This is a genomic window from Candidatus Methylomirabilota bacterium (genome assembly GCA_036005065.1).
Taxonomy (GTDB): domain Bacteria; phylum Methylomirabilota; class Methylomirabilia; order Rokubacteriales; family DASRDR01; genus DASYQW01.
Genome location: DASYQW010000171.1, coordinates 1 through 14,614, shown reverse-complemented (window position 1 = coordinate 14,614; position 14,614 = coordinate 1). Strand labels below are relative to the sequence as shown.

The following is a 14,614-nucleotide window of genomic DNA, read 5'->3' as shown; positions in this document are numbered from 1 at the left end:
GGCGGCGGCTGAGCTGGTGCGGCTCATGACCCGAGGGGCACTTCGGCGGCGGAAGGGCCGCTGACCAGCATGGCCGGCATCTACAAGCGCAAGGACCGGCCCGGGTGGATCGTCGATTACTTCGACGCGGCGGGCGTCCGCCGGCGGCTCGCGGCGCGGACACGTGAAGCCGCCGAGGACCTCCTGGCCGCGAAGATCCCGGAATCCCGGCAGGCGACGCCCACGCCGGAGGACCCGGAGATCAGGCTTGCTGCCTATGCCGCTCGATGGCAGCAGGATCTCGCCACGACGCTCGCGCCCCGCACCGTGGCCCTGCACGCGCAGCTCCTCCGGCTCCACATCCTCCCGGCCTTCGGTGGCCTGAAGGTCCGGCAGTTACACCGAGGCCAGATCAAGGCTCTCCTGACGCGCAAGCGCGCCGATGGGCTCAGCAAGAACTCCGTGCGCCTCATCCGCGCCACGCTGTCCGCGCTCCTGGCGTCCGCCGTTGACGAGGGCCTCCTCCTAGCGAACCCGGCCCACGGCGCCGGTCGAGGGCGCCGCAAGGGGCCGGACACGATCTCGGCGGCGGAACGCCAGCAGGCGATCCGTCCGATGAGCTACGAGCAGCTCGCGACCTTCTGCGCCGAGGCCTACGCGGCGGTGGCGCGGCAGGAGCTCGCCCGGCGCGAGGCTGTGTTGTTCCTGACCCTCGCCGACACGGGCCTCCGGCCGGGCGAAGCGCTCGCCCTCGTCTGGGAGGACCTCGACCTCGCCGACCGGACGGTCCGGGTGGAGCGGGCGATGTCAGGCGGGCAGCTCAAGGCGACGAAGACGGAGGAGGCGCGGCGCGTCGACCTCACGCCCCGGCTTGTGGAGGCGCTCAGCCAGTGGCAGACGGATCTCGAAGCCGACGCCTTGATGCGGGGGCAGGAACCGGCCCCGTGGATCTTCCCTTCCGAGATCGGGACGCCGCTGGACGAGGCGAACGTCGCGGCGCGCTTCCGCGCGGTGCTCCGGGCGGCGGAACTTCCGCGGTTTCGGCTGTACGACCTCCGGCACACCTACGCGTCCCATCTCCTCGCCGAAGGCGCGCCGATCACCTACGTGGCGGCCCAGCTCGGGCACCGCAAGCCCACCACCACGCTCCTCTACTACGCACACTGGCTCCCGCGCGGGGACAAGGCGTGGGTGGATCGGCTGGCGGCCGCCCGGGAGGCCGTGGACCGGCTGGCACCGCCCGGCCCGCCATCCGAGGCCCCGTCGGATGTTTTATGGCACCGCTATGGCACCAAAACGGAATCGGGCACCCCGGGTGCCCCCGAAGTGCCCGATTCGATTGGTGAGCCGTGGAGGAGTCGAACCTCCAACCTACTGATTAAGAGTCAGTTGCTCTGCCAGTTGAGCTAACGGCTCGCGTCGGAAAGTCACCGCCCGAGGAGGTGTTGGTACGCCTGACAGGATTTGAACCTGTGACCTTCGGATCCGGAGTCCGACGCTCTATCCGCTGAGCTACAGGCGCCCAGTTCCAGTACGCACATCGTGGTACGCCCGGCAGGAATCGAACCTGCGACCTACGGATTCGAAGTCCGTCGCTCTATCCAACTGAGCTACGGGCGCCCTATCTGATCCCCGCTCGCCCGCGCGTCTCCGGAAGGTGCGAGGCCTCACGGGGAGGCTGGGGTGAGCGAAGGGATTTGAACCCTCAACCCCTGGAGCCACAGTCCAGTGCTCTAACCGTTGAGCTACGCTCACCGTCCTGGCTCCGACGCACTATCTTACGGAAGCCCTCCCACCCTGTCAACGCGGAGAACCGTCGCTCCCGCTGGCCGGCGATGCCGCGGAGTGGCGCGCCTGGAGGGAATCGAACCCCCGACCCACGGCTTAGAAGGCCGTTGCTCTATCCGACTGAGCTACAGGCGCGCGCCTTATGCTATCACGGGTCGTGCGGCGGGATTCCGGTGGGCGCGGCGGGTGAAGCGCCCGCGCCGGTCAGGGCATCCGCCGAACGACGGCGAGCGCCAGCCCGTTGACGGCGAGGGCGGCGAGAGCGGCCAGCAGATACGTCGCCGCCATCCCGAGCTGTAGCAGGCCCGTACCCACGACGACGAAGAACGCGGCGAAGGCGAACGATCCGATCACCACGGCGCGCAGGAGCTGCGCCGCCGCCCCCGGCCCCTGGGCGTGGTGGGCGAAGGCCGCGAGGATCAACGCGAACGCCGGGACCGGCGAGAGCAGGCCGCTCAGCCCGGGGCCGAGCCAGGCGGCCGCGCTGGTCAGCACCACGACGAGCGCGGCCGCCACCGCCATGCGCACCGGGAGGTCCCACGATGGGGGGCCGCTCGGGCGGATCGGCGCCGCCGTGGTCGGGATGGCGGCCGCGATTCCGCCCAGACACACGGCGACGACCGCGAATGCCGTTCCCACCGGCAGCGTGATGCGCTCGAGCCCTACCGTGCACACCGCGAAGGCCCCGAGACCGGCGGCGGCGCTCCCGAGCCACGAGGCCCGACGGGCCACGCGGGCATAGACCAGGCAGAAGACGGCCATCGAGAGGAGCCCGAGGAGCGTCCCTCCCGCCGCCTGTGCCGCGAACTCCGGTCCCTGTTCGAGCGCGAGGAACACGGAGACCGGTCCGGACGTCAGCGGAAATCCCGCCAGCCAGCCGCTGACGCCCGGGCCCCAGCGGCGACCGACCAGGGTCGCGAGGGCGATGAGAAGCGGGGTCAGCACGAGCTTCACGATCATGCTGACGCTCATGATCGCCGACTATATGGGAGGGACCGCGCGCGCTTCAAGCGGTCGCCACGGCGCCTGGCGGGCGACCCACCATCACGATTCGACCCCGCCGGCGAGGCTACGCCAGGGGCAGACTCGTGCCGGCCCGGGTCTCCTGGTCGTGGTACCGGATCAACTCCTCGAAGTCGGGGACGACCGGGGCGGCTCCACACGCCGTCAGGTACCGGCACGTCGCATACCGTGCCGCGGTCACGGTGTATTCGGCCTCCCAGGCGCGGAATCGCGACTCGTCGGCCGGCGCGTCGAAGGGAAAGACGACGGGCGGCGTCCGCAGACCGCATCGCCAGGGCTTCGGCGTCAGCCGGGCCCGGAAGGATTGCTGCAGGCGGCACAACCGGACATACAGGGGATCGGCGCCGAACTGCTGGAACAGCCCTTCGCTCGGCCCGCCGCCGGCCTCGAGATGGGCGCTGGTGACGATGGCTCGATAGCCGGCGGCCGTCTTGTACACGCGGGCGGCCAGGGCGTTCGCCTCGGCGACGCGCTGAATCGCGGCCACGACGCCGTTCTCCGGCGGTGGCGGCGGGGGGGCGGCCTGGCCGAAGAGCGAACGGAGGCCCGAGAGCATGCCGGCGACGGGCGCGGCGGCGCTCGGCGTGCCGGCGCGATCGATGTCGACGAACATCAGATCACGGGCGTTGAGGACGAGCGCGCCGTACACATTGCGCGTGACCACCGCCCGAGGCTCGTCGCCGGCGCCGCCACGGAACTCGCGCAGGATCGGCTCCGGCAACGGCCGCTCGCCATACAGGTACGCCCTGGGCTCGGCCTGAGGCGAAGCCAGCCGCTCGGCGATCCGGCGGGCCATGGTGCGCGCCAGCTCGCGCGCCGCCTCGAGGCTCTCATTCGACCAGCCACGAGCCACGGTGCGGACGCGGCGGCCGTCCGGCCCGGTGGCTTCGCCCGGCGCTCGCGCCCAGTATCGGGCGAGCCTCATGGGCGCCAGCATACGACGAAACCCGCCCGCTCACACGGCGCCCGGACGCCCGGCCCCGGGACGGGCGGCGCGGCGGCGCCCCGGGATCGGTTGGCGTAGAATCGTCATGAGACGTGTGCGGCGGCCGGAAGGCTCGCGCGAACAAGGCAGGCCGCCGCCGGGGCCGAAGCCAGGCTGACCAACGGATCGAGGGCTGACCATGACCACGCGCAGATGGCTGATCGTCGTCCAGCAGGGGCAGCGCGACCTGTACGAATTCCTGCGGCACAACTTCAAGCCGGAGGCGGCCGTCGACCTGATCTACGAGCGCCGCGCCGGGGAACGTCGCCGGGGCGGCAACGCGCCGAGATCGGATCGGCGTCAGGCCGATCGCCGGCAGCGCCGGCCGACCGCCTGGTTCTTTCAGGATGGTCTGCGGGACAACGGCCGAAGCCCGGCCGAGACGTCGGGGCGCGCCGAGGCGGCCAGGAAGCCGGCGGCCGAGATTCCCTCGCGCCGCTGCCCGGAGTGCGGTCTGGTGGTCGCCTTCGAGCTGCCGCGATTTCCTCAGCCGCCTTCGCGGATCGAAGTCGAGGTGATGCACCCGAAGCATTCGCCCGGAGGCCGTCACCAGATCGAAGTGGCGGCCTACTCCGCGTCGGGGCGCCCCCTCTTGGTACAGCGCATCCAGGCGAGTCCCCAGCGATGACGCTCTGAGACATGGACCCCCTGGACACGAGCTTCCTCGCCTACTGAGCGGCGGGTCGGCGAACGGCCGCGCCGCATAATGGAGGCATGGAGCTCGCGATCCTGATCGGCCTTCCGGCGTCCGGCAAGACCACGTTCTTCCGGCAGCGGCTCGCGGCGACTCACGTGCAGGTGAGCAAGGACCTCCTGCGCCGCGGCCGCCAGCGGAGCGGCCGTGAGCGGGAGCGCATCGGGGAGGCGCTCCGGGCGGGGCGATCGGTGGCGGTCGACAACACCAACCCCACCGCCACCGAGCGCGGTCGCCTCATCGAGCTCGGCCGGGCCCATGGCGCTCGGATCGTGGGCTACTTCTTCGACGTGGAGCGGCGGGAGGCCCTCGTGCGGAATCGACGCCGCGAGGGTGCCGAGCGGGTCCCGGACGTCGCCATCCACGCGGCGGCCAAGCGGCTGGAGCCGCCCTCGGTCACGGAAGGCTTCGACGAGCTCTATGCCGTGCGGATCGGCGGGGAGGGTGAGTTCCGGATCACGCGGCTGGCCGGTCCCGAGGCCACCCGGCTCCGCTCGGAGCCCTGAGGGCGTCGGGAGGCGGCCGCGTCACTCGGCGAGGACTTGGGCCTCCTCGGCAAAGGCCCGCGCGATCTTGGCCTTGCGAACCGCGACGGCGTGCCCGGCCTTGGCCTTGGCGCCTTCGTGGTCCCGCCGGGCCTCCGCCACCATCCGCTTCGCCTCGGCCAGGGCCCGCTCGGCGGCCGCCCGGCCCTCCCCGCTGCTCGCCTTGGCGATCACCGCCTCGGCCCGGGCGATCGCGTCATCCGCTTCCTTGATCAGGATCGGACAGCTATAGGCGTGGGCGGGGGAGACCCAGGCCGCCCAGACGAGGGCCGTCATCACGACGAATCCGACCCGCCTCATCCCTGGTCCTCTCTTCCGAAGTCGCGCCGCCCCGAGTCGCGTGGCGGCTCCGCATGGAGTGGAAGATGGTCGGGGCGAGCCGATTTGAACGGCCGACCCCCTGCTCCCAAGGCAGGTGCGCTACCTGGCTGCGCCACGCCCCGATGCTCGACAATCTACGGGGTTGGCCGGCGCGAGTCAACCGCCGCCTGGCCCGACGCGCCCGGAAACGGGCCCGGCGGCCGCCGGCGCACTCGAGATTCGCGGCGCGCTTCCTGCCCTATAATCTCAGGGAGGATGGTATGGGGATCTTTGATTTTCTCACCTCGACGAAGCGCCCCGCGCCGGGGACGCCGGTCTTGTCGATTCAGGACGTGCGTGACGGACTCCTGGGCCTGAACCGTCCCACCGCCCCGTATCGGATCGTCAGCGGCAGCGCGGAGGGTGTCGACCTGATCGCTGAATGGAAGATCGTGGATGCCCAGTGGTATGAAGTCTTCGCCAAGGCCGGCCTGTCCAAGGTTTTCCGGGTTCATCTGAAGCTCGATCCACACGCGCATCGAGTCCGGGCGAAGGATCAGGAATACACCGTCGCCTGGTCGGCCGGCGTGCCGCGGCTGTCGCTGGCGGTCACATCGTTCAAAGGGCAAACGCACGCGATCGAGTTCGGGACGGCGTATGCCTTCACCGAGACCCTGGCGCCGGGTCGGGTGTACCACTACCGCTTCGATACTCGCGAAATCAAGCAGCCGATCCAGGACGTGGTGACGAGCTGTGGCTGGATCTACAAGGGGGTCGCGTTCGGGGCATTGTGATCGGCGCCGCCGAGCGGGGCGCCGGCGCGCGCCCCGGCGACGGGAGCGGCCAGGACCGATGGGGATGCGCGCCCCTCCTCACTGACCGAGCTCGCCGAGGAAGGCGCGCAGGCCGAAGGAGACGAGCACCGAATCCAGCACGGCGCCGCCGACGGGCCGTCCGTCGATCCGGAGGTGGTGGCCGCGGGAGGCCACGTACTTCGCCTCGAGTCCGATGGCGACATTGCTCGTCACGAAGTACTCGGCGCCCACGCCCAGCGCCCCCGCCACCGTCCAGTCCCGACCGCGGATCTCCAGGCTCGCCCCCGCCGGCTTCCCATCGTTGAACTCGCCGTAGGTGATCCCGACCCCGCCCAGCCCATACAGCTCCAGCTTCTCGTCCAGCCAGGCCGAGCGCAGGCGGACCAGCGGAATGATCGGATACAGCGCGTATTCGCCCAGCGCGGGTCGGCCGGGCATGGCGAGGTTCATCTCGTAGCCTTCCAGCGGGAGCTCGACCCCCAGGTGTCGGCCCAGGTTCGCGCCGACGGCGACCCCGAAGACCTGGTTCAGGGTCCCGCCCCAGGCCGGCGCCTCCGGGCGGCTCTCGAGACCCGAGAACACCTCCTTGCGCGTGGGGACCGCCCCCCCGATCCGGACCCCGACGTAGACGCGTGCCGGCAGGAGCCCCCGCGGGAGCCCGGCCGGACGCGGCTCGCGCTCGGGGTAGAGGACGCGCAGGCTCGCGGTGGCCAGCAGGGTCTCCAGCTCCACCGGGTGGCGCCGACCCTGGACCTCGATCGTCTGCGCTCCGGAGATGACGTAGGCGACCTGGAGCCCGAGGGCGAGGTTGTCGGCGAGGAAGTACTCGATGCCGCCGCCGACCACGCCGAGGGGTGTGACGTCATCCCCCGCATGGATCGCCAGGCCGAAGCCGGGCGGCTTGCGGTCGTTGAACTGGCCGACGCCGATGCCGACCCCGGCCAGAAGGTACGGGGCCAGCTGCCCGCCGAACAGGGGGTACCGGACGCGGACCTGGGGCGCGAGCGCCATCACCCCGTACTCGCCGACCGTCCCGACGCGGGGCACCTCGGCGACCAGCTCGTAGAAGTCGGCCGCGAGCTCCACGCTCAGGAAGCGACCCAGGTCCACTCCCAAGGAGAGCCCGGCGGAGTCGTCGGCGCGCAGGCCGGGAACGGTCCCCCCGTAGCGCAGGGTGAGGTAGACCCGCGTCGCGGGTTCCTCGCCGGCGCTCGCGCCCGAGGGCGTGAGCCACCCGAGGAGCACCGGCACCAGGCACACGAGGAGGGACGGCGCGCCGCCGCGCCTCGACGCCGTTCGCCGCGACGGCGGCCCGGCAGGCCTCACCCGGGGCGGGTCCACCCGCGGGCTCGCGGGAGCCACTCGGTCAGGATGGGCCGGACGCGGGCCGCCGCCTGGCCGCGGTGGCTCATCCGCGCCTTTTCGGCCGGCGTCAGCTCGGCCAGCGTTCGGCCCAGCCCGGGGACCAGGAAGATCGGATCGTAGCCGAACCCGCCGTGACCGCGGGGAGTCTCGGCCAGGAGCCCTTCGACCACGCCCTCGACCGTCTCCTCGGCCCCCCACGGCCCCACCAGGGCCAGGACGCACCGGAAGCGGGCCCCGCGCGCGCCGGCGCCGACCATCTCGGCGAGCAGGCGCGCCACCCGGGCGGCGTCGCTCACCCCCGGCCCGCCGTAGCGCGCCGAGGCGACACCCGGCCGCCCCCCGAGGGCGTCGACCTCGAGTCCGGAGTCGTCGCCCAGCGTGACGGCGCCGGTGACGGCGGCGGTTGCCCGCGCCTTGGCGAGCGCGTTCTCGGCGTAACTGACCCCGCCCTCAGGCGGGAGCGTGATGCCGGGATAGTCCGCCAGGTCCCGGATCCCGTAGCCGAGGCCGGCGAGGAGGAGCTGGAACTCGGCGCGCTTGCCCGGGTTCGCCGTGGCCAGCACGAGCCACGGCGTCACGGCAGGGTGAAGAGCGTCGTCGTGCGGTCGGCGAGGATCCGGCGCTGGAGCTCGAGGAGTCGCGCGATGCCCCGCTTCGCCAGCGTGAGCAGGGCCTCGAGCTGGGTGAGGTCGAACGGTGTCTGCTCGGCGGTCCCCTGAATCTCGACGAAGCGACCCGTCCCGGTCATGACGACGTTCATGTCGACTTCGGCGGTGGAGTCCTCGGAGTAGTCCAGGTCGAGGATGGGCCCGCCGGCCACCAGGCCGACGCTGGTCGCGGCCACGGCGTCGCGGAGCGGATCCTGCAGCAGCCGACCGCCCGACTGGAGCTGGTGGATGCAGTCGGCCAGGGCGAGGAAGCCGCCGGTGATCGCGGCCGTCCGGGTGCCGCCGTCGGCCTGGATGACGTCGCAATCCACGGTGATCGTGCGCTCGCCGAGCTTCGCGAGCTCGACCACCGCCCGCAGCGAGCGTCCCACCAGGCGCTGGATCTCGTGGGTGCGCCCGCCGGTCCGGCCCGCCTCGCGTGGCGTCCGGGTGGACGTCGCCCGAGGCAGCATCCCGTACTCGGCCGTGACCCACCCCTGCCCGGCGCCGCGGAGGAACGGCGGCACGCGATCCTCGGCCGACGCCGTGCAGATGACGCGGGTGTCCCCGACCTCCACGAGCACCGACCCTTCGGCATGCCGCACGTATTGGCGCGTCAGGCGCACCGGCCGGAGGTCCTCGGGCGCGCGGCCGTCGCGTCGAATCACCGGCCCGCCACCACGCCGCCCTTCTGCTCGTAGCGGCGCTTGTAGGCCGCGATGCCGGCGGCCAGCGCCCGCGCGATCCGGTCGCGATAGCCCTCGTCCTGCAAGCGCTGCTCTTCTTGCGGGTTCGAGAGGAAGCCGATCTCGACGAGGACCGCCGGCATCGCGGCGCCGCCCAGCACGTAGAACGGCGCCTGCTTCACGCCCCGGTTGGGAAGACGCAGGGCCCGCTCGAAGCTGTCCTGGAGCGCCTCGGCCAGCCGGCTCGACTGCTGCTGGAACTCGGACTGCGCGAGGTCCCACAGAATCGAGCGGAGCAGGTCTCGCGAGCCCGCGCGCGGGTCCGGCTCGAGCTCGATCACCTTGTTCTCGAACGCCGCGGCGGCTCGGGCCGCGTTGTCCGTCGCCTCCGAGGAGAGGAAATACGTCTCGGTGCCGGTGGCGGTGACGCCCCGCGCCGCGTTCACGTGGATGGAGACGAACAGATCCGCCTTGTGACGATTGGCGATCCCCGTCCGCTCGCGAAGCGCCACGAACTGGTCCCGCGTCCGGGTGAGGCGGACCTTGGCCCCGACCTCGGCCTCCAAGACCGCGGCCAGCCGCCGCGCCACGTCCAGCGTGAGCTCCTTCTCCTGAAGCCCGCCCGGCCCGATCGCGCCGGGATCGTGGCCGCCGTGGCCCGGGTCGATGATGATCATGTGGAGCGCCGGGCGGGGAGCCGCCCCCGACGCGGTCGCCGGCGCCGCCCGGTAGAAATCGAGGATGAGCCGCGGCGGGTCCTGCAGGCGGTACACCTTGCGGGATGCCGGCGCGCGCTCGAAGGTGACACGCAGTGCGGGGCTGCCGCGCGACTCGGTCAGCTCCACGGAGTCGATCAGGCCGTCCCGGACGGCCCGGACGACCCGCGGGGCGCGCCCGCGGAGGCCCGCCAGCGGAACCACGAGGGCCCCGTTCGCCTCGACCAGCCGCGGTTCGAAGGGCGCCGTGCCCTCCAGGGCGACCCGGGTGTAAGCGGGGTACGAGCGGTACCGCAGCTCGATCGCCCCGGCCCTGACCGGCGCCGAAGGGGCTGGCTCACTCTCCGGCGCCGGTGGCACGGGGGCGACCGCCTCGCCGGGACGCTCGGCCCCCGACGGTGCCGGCCTGGAATCGGCCGGCGCCGCCGTCGGTGGCGCCACCGGCAACCTGGCCGCCAGCGGCGGCGCGCGCACGGCGGTCACCGGCCGTGGCACGGGGCGCGGCGGCGGGGCCGAGACGGCCACCACCTGGACGCCGGCACCGACCAGCACGGGGAGCGCCCGCACCAGCACCTCGCCCGGCACGACCCACGTCCCTTCCCGGACCCGCACGGGGGCCGAGAGCGCCAGCACGCGGCCCTGCAGGCGCGCCCGCGGGCTGTCGCGCTGGACCTCGAGCGTCCTCCCGCGGACCTCGAGCGTGGCGCGGTCACCGCTCGGCGCCCGGCGCACCTTCCCGCGGGCCACCCGCGCGATGTCGGCCAGCGGGAAATAGGTCACGCGGTCCTCGATGACGCCGGCGAGCTGGCCCAGGGTCGCCCCCGACACGGATTGCACCTCGAGGTAGATGGGAGTAGCCGCGACCGCGCGGGGACCGAGGATCAGGGCCGAGAACAGAAACAGAGCGAGGCCGATCCGGGGCCGCATGGGAGCAGGTTCATTCTAGCGGAGCGCCGTCGGCCGGCCCAAGCTTTTTGCGCGCTCAGACCGCGGCGCCGCCGACCCGGGCCCTCGCCGGATCAGTCCAGGGGCGGATCCGGCTCTTCGTACTCCTCGAGCACCGCCCGCCAGCGCCGGAGCGCTTCCTTGGAGTAGGAGGTGACGTTGTGCTCGCCCACCAGCATTCCCGTGCGCCGATAGGCGTGGATGATCGCGGCGCCCACGCCGGCCGCTTCCATCGCGGCAATGATGGCGGCATCGAATCGAAGCTGGTCGATGGGTTCCGAGGCGTCGACCTGGGCATCGAAGAACACGGCGTCCCCGGGGCCCGGCGGGCGGCCAAACTTCTGTTCGAAGCGTGCTCGCAGCTCCTGGACGACCTGCATGCCTTCCGGGGTCAGGCGGACCAGCTGCTTCTTCTTTCGCTGCGCCATCCTGTCGCCCCTTCGCTGAGGGGACTCGACGCCGGGGCTGCTCGAGCGCGGGCGACCGAGGGTCATTCGCACGGAGCCCGGCACCGGAGGCGCCCCGTCAGCCACTGTCGCCCTCGGATCGTGCCGCCCGGGCTGCCTGGGCCGCCCCGATCTCGTCGCTGAACATCCCGACGTGCAGCGGGCATGGCGGCTCGTTCGCCTCGACGTACTGACAGTCCGCCTGATTGCACTGGACGAAGTAGCCGGACATCCGGCTCAGTCCGGTCGGCCGCTTCAGCCGAATGACCACGCTTTCTGACACGACCGGGCACCAGAACTCGCGCGGCCGACTTCGACGCATGGGCTCCCCTCTCAACGTCGCCGCTCGGGGGTCATCTCCAGGCTCCCGATGTTCGCGAGAGCCCGGCCGACGTGCCACCCGAGCAGGAGATAGAGTGTCGTGAGCGGCCGCACCTGGTCTTCAAGCAGTCCGGAGTGCCGATCTCCATCGTACTCCCTGGTGAGGGTGATGGACTGATTCTTGTGATCCCAGCGCACCGCGGTCAAAATGCCGCCCTCGCGGTCGGCGCCGTTGCCCGATACGCCGGAAGCCCCTCGCCATGTCGGAGGCCAGCACTCCAGATCTCGCACCTTCATGCGCCTGCTCCCTCTGGAGCCGCCGCGCGACTCCGCGCCTCCGGCCGAGACCGCGAGACTTCGCGTTCCGCCCCTTCAGCCTGCGCGCCGCCCGTGAGCGACTCCCCATCGACCTCGACGAACACGATGGCGTGATGCGACGCCGAGCGATTCACCCAGATCGCCGACGCGACAGATCCCGTTCGGGTATCGACCCCTTGCCACAGGCCGCCCGCAGGTTGGCGACCACTCCGGCTCGTCGTCATCTCACGCTTGCATTCCTCGAAGCCATCGTCCGAGAGTGCGGCAAGAATCTCCTCCGGCGCCGCGGCCCAGCCGTGCGCTGGTTCGATCCAGATCACCCGGCGTTGCTCGCGCAGGCCATTGAAGCCTTTCAACTGTCGCATGTGGTCCCCGTTGTCGGTGAAGAACCCGGCTCCACCCCGGGCGGGGAACACCTTCCCGTCATCGTGTCACGCGTGACGCCCGGCCGGGGGCGTGGCCTGGAGGGCCCGGGCGCGCCGGCGCCGCGGGGGAAGCGCGGCCGCCGGCGTCCCCTGCCCGTCGTGGCGCACCAGGATGGCCGCCAGCATCTCGATGGCTCGCGTGTCGAGGGCTCGGTCGTCGACGATCACCTCCGCGGCGGAGCCCACGAGCCGCCGCACCCGCTCGGCAGCCGGGGTGGAGCAAACAACGACGTCCACCCGGCGCACCAGGCGACCGAGCGCCGCCCCCTCAGCGGGGCAAGCCCCCACGAGCACGATGTTCGGGAGGCCGGCATTGGCGATCGAGTGCTCCAGGTTGTGGGTGGTCTCGGGCTCGGCCGAGGCCACTCCCACCCGCGTCCCCGGCGGGAGCTGGGCCAGGCGGTGAAGGGTCTCGAGATGCACCTCGGCCAAGAGTGCGATCACCGGGATCCCCGCGCCCTCCAGGCGCCGCTCGACCTCCGGGAGATGGAAGAAGCTCGTGACGGCCGCCCCCCACCGGTTGAGCGGCCTCTTCCGCCGTATGGCCGTCCCCAGGTCGCCGAGACGCACCTTGTCCACTCGGACCGGGAGGTGAGACTCGAGCTCCCGGGCAAAGAAGTCGAGCTCCGCCGGGCTGCACTCCACCAGGAGGATCTCGACGGCGCCCTGGACGGCCGCCGGCCGCACCCCGACCAGGGTCGAGACGCCCACCGCCAAGTCGTCAGCGGTCATCCCGAGCGCCGCGGCCCGGATCACCACGTCTTTCAGGAAGGTCGCGCGGAGATGGGGCGCCGGGCGTGCGGGGAGGTCCGGGGCGACGAACACGCCCCTTCCCCGCCGCGCTTCCACGTACCCGCTCAGCTTCAGATCCTCGATGACCCGCGCGACCGTATTGGGATTGATGCCCAGGAAGCCGGCCAGCTCCCGGATGCTCGGCAGCGCCTGGTCTCGCGGGACGGCGCCGCCCTCGATGACATGCTTGAGCTGCTCCGTCAGTTGCCGGCGGATCGGGATCGGGCTGTGCGCGTCGACGCGGAGGTGCACTGGAATCACCATACTGTACTAGCACAATAGTACATACGAGGACTCCTGTCAAGCCCGGAAGCCCCGCCCAGATGAGAAGCCGCGAGCGTCCTCGGCGTCTCAGGCGGCGGATCCCGTGGCGACGAGCGCCCCTGCGCCCACGCCGACTCAGGCGCCTCGGGACGGGGGGCGAGCGGCCGGCATCCGCTCCGCCTCAGATCCTCGAGGGCGCGCGCGACCGTGCTCGGCCTAGGAGCTGAGGACGCGGCCGTCCCCGATTCGCGTGGTGGAGCGGCTCGGCAGGTCGCCAGCGGATCGAACGCGTCACCCTCGCTCCGTGTCCACGTCACTCACGGGGGGTGACCCCGGTGGCGCCGGCCGGCTGGTCAACGGCTCGCCTTCACCTCTGTTCGACGCGCCACGCTCCGGATGCGACGGATCGCCTTCGCCGGGGCCTCACCGTTGGCCGGTGCCATAGCTTCCGCTGGACGACGAGCAGGCCGGCCGCTCCGACGAACGCCGCCACAGCGATCGGGACGAGCCCCGGTCCCGGAAGGACTCCCAGCGCCCGGAAGATTCCGGCCCCCGCGACGCTTCCCACGAGGCCGAGGATGAAGTCCCCGATGAGCCCGTAGGGTCCACCCTTCATGACGAACCCGGCGAGCCCGCCGGCAAGCAGCCCCACCAGAACGGCCGTCAACATGTCGAGGCTCATGACTCGTCCTCCCTTACCCGTCCCCCGCTCGTCGACTTCGCCCGGTGCTTTGGATTCGGTATCCGCTCTCACCGTCGATCTGGGCCTGGGCCGCCGCGTCCAGCACTCCGGGCACACTGCATACGTCACCCCCGGGCGATCAAGCGGCGGCCCGACGCCCAGAGCTGCCTCGCACCATGCACAGACCCGGATCATCGAACCCGCAAGGACGCAACCCCACCCCGAGCTGTCAAGCGTCCCCCTTTCTCCTCCCGCACCTCCGTAATGAAACGGCCCTCGGGTGCCAGGTTCTCCTCCTAGGCGATCGTGGGCCACATCTTGCGTTGAACGACGATCACACCGGCCGCTCCGACAAACGCGACGACGACCATCGCGAGGAGCCCCGATTCCGGAACGATCCCGGAGGGCCCGAGGATCAGGCTCCCGACGAGGCTTCCGCCGAGACCGAGGCTGATGTCCGTGATCAACCCGTACCCTCCGCGCTTCAGGACGAGCCCGGCCAACCCGCTGGCCAGCAATCCTCCGAGCACCCAGATCAGGGACACCGGGAAGGTCATGCTCCGTCCTCCTTCATGGCCGCCTCCGCGGCGGAGCCGACGCGGCCGCTTCGCCCACCCGGCCACCGGGATGGAGCAGACGCCACGTGAGCTGCTCCGCCAGTTGCCGGGCGGATCGGGATCGGGCTGTCCTCGTCCACACGCTGGGCACACTGATCATCATACTGTACTAGTACAATAGTACATCTTGGGATCCCTGTCAAGCCCCCCGAATTCTCGGCACGGCGGCGGGCCGCCCAGGATCGGGGATCTCGCCTGCCGCACTATCGCCGGCCAGCGAAGCGTGCTCACCGATGATCCGGCGAGTCGTCCAGGGGTCGG

General features: G+C 71.6%; 17 protein-coding genes and 6 tRNA genes. 3 read left to right on the top strand and 20 right to left on the bottom strand.

Translation table 11 applies throughout. From position 1 onward, the window contains the following. Positions 1–1,319 precede the first annotated feature (1,319 nt). From VGW35_12470 to VGW35_12440, 7 genes are all read right to left on the bottom strand, one after another. A tRNA-Lys gene (locus VGW35_12470) sits at positions 1,320–1,395 on the bottom strand. Between the two features lie 30 nt (positions 1,396–1,425). Continuing rightward, a tRNA-Arg gene (locus VGW35_12465) sits at positions 1,426–1,501 on the bottom strand. Between the two features lie 21 nt (positions 1,502–1,522). After that, positions 1,523–1,599, bottom strand: a tRNA-Arg gene (locus VGW35_12460). Between the two features lie 59 nt (positions 1,600–1,658). Further along, positions 1,659–1,734, bottom strand: a tRNA-His gene (locus VGW35_12455). Between the two features lie 91 nt (positions 1,735–1,825). Further along, positions 1,826–1,902, bottom strand: a tRNA-Arg gene (locus VGW35_12450). Positions 1,903–1,971: 69 nt separating this feature from the next. Beyond that, a complete protein-coding gene (locus tag VGW35_12445; GenBank protein HEV8308469.1) occupies positions 1,972–2,739 on the bottom strand; it encodes a hypothetical protein in 768 nt (255 codons plus the stop codon). Between the two features lie 97 nt (positions 2,740–2,836). Beyond that, positions 2,837–3,715 carry a hypothetical protein gene (locus VGW35_12440; GenBank protein HEV8308468.1) on the bottom strand — a complete coding sequence of 293 codons (879 nt, stop codon included), beginning with the start codon at positions 3,713–3,715 and terminating at the stop codon, positions 2,837–2,839. Between the two features lie 199 nt (positions 3,716–3,914). Here VGW35_12440 and VGW35_12435 point away from each other — a divergent pair, with 199 nt between their 5' ends. Further along, positions 3,915–4,403 carry a hypothetical protein gene (locus VGW35_12435; protein HEV8308467.1) on the top strand — a complete coding sequence of 163 codons (489 nt, stop codon included), beginning with the start codon at positions 3,915–3,917 and terminating at the stop codon, positions 4,401–4,403. 86 nt (positions 4,404–4,489) lie between these two features. Continuing rightward, a complete protein-coding gene (locus VGW35_12430; GenBank protein HEV8308466.1) occupies positions 4,490–4,975 on the top strand; it encodes an AAA family ATPase in 486 nt (161 codons plus the stop codon). 21 nt (positions 4,976–4,996) lie between these two features. Here the strand turns inward: VGW35_12430 and VGW35_12425 are convergent, their stop codons facing one another. Together VGW35_12425 and VGW35_12420 are read right to left on the bottom strand one after the other, a co-directional pair. Continuing rightward, positions 4,997–5,314, bottom strand: a complete 318-nt coding sequence (locus VGW35_12425) for a hypothetical protein (protein HEV8308465.1) — start codon at positions 5,312–5,314, stop codon at positions 4,997–4,999. A 66-nt stretch (positions 5,315–5,380) separates the two neighbouring features. Then, positions 5,381–5,457: transfer RNA gene (locus VGW35_12420), tRNA-Pro, on the bottom strand. A gap of 138 nt (positions 5,458–5,595) precedes the next feature. On the opposite strand from VGW35_12420, the gene VGW35_12415 reads away from it, so the two are divergent. Continuing rightward, positions 5,596–6,108, top strand: coding sequence for a hypothetical protein (locus VGW35_12415; protein ID HEV8308464.1), 513 nt, complete (start codon positions 5,596–5,598; stop codon positions 6,106–6,108). A 78-nt stretch (positions 6,109–6,186) separates the two neighbouring features. Here the strand turns inward: VGW35_12415 and VGW35_12410 are convergent, their stop codons facing one another. The 11 genes from VGW35_12410 to VGW35_12360 form a co-directional block, all read right to left on the bottom strand. Beyond that, positions 6,187–7,380: an outer membrane beta-barrel protein gene (locus VGW35_12410; GenBank protein ID HEV8308463.1), complete on the bottom strand. Its 1,194-nt coding sequence runs from the start codon at positions 7,378–7,380 to the stop codon at positions 6,187–6,189. 71 nt (positions 7,381–7,451) lie between these two features. Beyond that, on the bottom strand, positions 7,452–8,072 hold the full coding sequence (gene rdgB, locus VGW35_12405) for an RdgB/HAM1 family non-canonical purine NTP pyrophosphatase (protein HEV8308462.1): 621 nt from the start codon (positions 8,070–8,072) through the stop codon (positions 7,452–7,454). Next, on the bottom strand, positions 8,069–8,806 hold the full coding sequence (rph, locus tag VGW35_12400) for a ribonuclease PH (protein ID HEV8308461.1): 738 nt from the start codon (positions 8,804–8,806) through the stop codon (positions 8,069–8,071). The genes rdgB and rph overlap by 4 nt, the downstream gene beginning before the upstream one ends. Beyond that, positions 8,806–10,470 carry an N-acetylmuramoyl-L-alanine amidase gene (locus VGW35_12395; GenBank protein HEV8308460.1) on the bottom strand — a complete coding sequence of 555 codons (1,665 nt, stop codon included), beginning with the start codon at positions 10,468–10,470 and terminating at the stop codon, positions 8,806–8,808. The genes rph and VGW35_12395 overlap by 1 nt, the downstream gene beginning before the upstream one ends. A 92-nt stretch (positions 10,471–10,562) precedes the next feature. Continuing rightward, complete coding sequence (locus VGW35_12390) at positions 10,563–10,916, bottom strand: hypothetical protein (GenBank protein ID HEV8308459.1); 354 nt, start codon at positions 10,914–10,916, stop codon at positions 10,563–10,565. A gap of 97 nt (positions 10,917–11,013) precedes the next feature. Beyond that, complete coding sequence (locus VGW35_12385) at positions 11,014–11,256, bottom strand: hypothetical protein (GenBank protein HEV8308458.1); 243 nt, start codon at positions 11,254–11,256, stop codon at positions 11,014–11,016. 11 nt (positions 11,257–11,267) lie between these two features. Beyond that, positions 11,268–11,552 carry a hypothetical protein gene (locus VGW35_12380; GenBank protein ID HEV8308457.1) on the bottom strand — a complete coding sequence of 95 codons (285 nt, stop codon included), beginning with the start codon at positions 11,550–11,552 and terminating at the stop codon, positions 11,268–11,270. Further along, a complete protein-coding gene (locus VGW35_12375) occupies positions 11,549–11,938 on the bottom strand; it encodes a hypothetical protein (protein ID HEV8308456.1) in 390 nt (129 codons plus the stop codon). Before VGW35_12375 ends, VGW35_12380 begins: the two co-directional genes overlap by 4 nt. A gap of 66 nt (positions 11,939–12,004) precedes the next feature. Beyond that, positions 12,005–13,054, bottom strand: coding sequence for a GntR family transcriptional regulator (locus VGW35_12370; protein ID HEV8308455.1), 1,050 nt, complete (start codon positions 13,052–13,054; stop codon positions 12,005–12,007). Positions 13,055–13,421: 367 nt separating this feature from the next. After that, complete coding sequence (locus tag VGW35_12365; protein HEV8308454.1) at positions 13,422–13,736, bottom strand: GlsB/YeaQ/YmgE family stress response membrane protein; 315 nt, start codon at positions 13,734–13,736, stop codon at positions 13,422–13,424. 296 nt (positions 13,737–14,032) lie between these two features. Beyond that, positions 14,033–14,293: a hypothetical protein gene (locus VGW35_12360; protein ID HEV8308453.1), complete on the bottom strand. Its 261-nt coding sequence runs from the start codon at positions 14,291–14,293 to the stop codon at positions 14,033–14,035. Positions 14,294–14,614: the final 321 nt, after the last annotated feature.

What these genes read in the sequence shown, in the direction of transcription:
- VGW35_12445 (HEV8308469.1), bottom strand. Translation starts at nt 2,739, where the DNA reads ATGAGCGTCAGCATGATCGTGAAGCTCGTGCTGACCCCGCTTCTCATC.
- VGW35_12385 (HEV8308458.1), bottom strand. Translation starts at nt 11,256, where the DNA reads ATGCGTCGAAGTCGGCCGCGCGAGTTCTGGTGCCCGGTCGTGTCAGAA.
- VGW35_12430 (HEV8308466.1), top strand. Translation starts at nt 4,490, where the DNA reads ATGGAGCTCGCGATCCTGATCGGCCTTCCGGCGTCCGGCAAGACCACG.
- VGW35_12435 (HEV8308467.1), top strand. Translation starts at nt 3,915, where the DNA reads ATGACCACGCGCAGATGGCTGATCGTCGTCCAGCAGGGGCAGCGCGAC.
- VGW35_12375 (HEV8308456.1), bottom strand. Translation starts at nt 11,938, where the DNA reads ATGCGACAGTTGAAAGGCTTCAATGGCCTGCGCGAGCAACGCCGGGTG.
- VGW35_12360 (HEV8308453.1), bottom strand. Translation starts at nt 14,293, where the DNA reads ATGACCTTCCCGGTGTCCCTGATCTGGGTGCTCGGAGGATTGCTGGCC.
- VGW35_12395 (HEV8308460.1), bottom strand. Translation starts at nt 10,470, where the DNA reads ATGCGGCCCCGGATCGGCCTCGCTCTGTTTCTGTTCTCGGCCCTGATC.
- VGW35_12380 (HEV8308457.1), bottom strand. Translation starts at nt 11,552, where the DNA reads ATGAAGGTGCGAGATCTGGAGTGCTGGCCTCCGACATGGCGAGGGGCT.
- VGW35_12425 (HEV8308465.1), bottom strand. Translation starts at nt 5,314, where the DNA reads ATGAGGCGGGTCGGATTCGTCGTGATGACGGCCCTCGTCTGGGCGGCC.
- VGW35_12390 (HEV8308459.1), bottom strand. Translation starts at nt 10,916, where the DNA reads ATGGCGCAGCGAAAGAAGAAGCAGCTGGTCCGCCTGACCCCGGAAGGC.
- VGW35_12440 (HEV8308468.1), bottom strand. Translation starts at nt 3,715, where the DNA reads ATGAGGCTCGCCCGATACTGGGCGCGAGCGCCGGGCGAAGCCACCGGG.
- VGW35_12370 (HEV8308455.1), bottom strand. Translation starts at nt 13,054, where the DNA reads ATGGTGATTCCAGTGCACCTCCGCGTCGACGCGCACAGCCCGATCCCG.
- VGW35_12365 (HEV8308454.1), bottom strand. Translation starts at nt 13,736, where the DNA reads ATGAGCCTCGACATGTTGACGGCCGTTCTGGTGGGGCTGCTTGCCGGC.
- VGW35_12415 (HEV8308464.1), top strand. Translation starts at nt 5,596, where the DNA reads ATGGGGATCTTTGATTTTCTCACCTCGACGAAGCGCCCCGCGCCGGGG.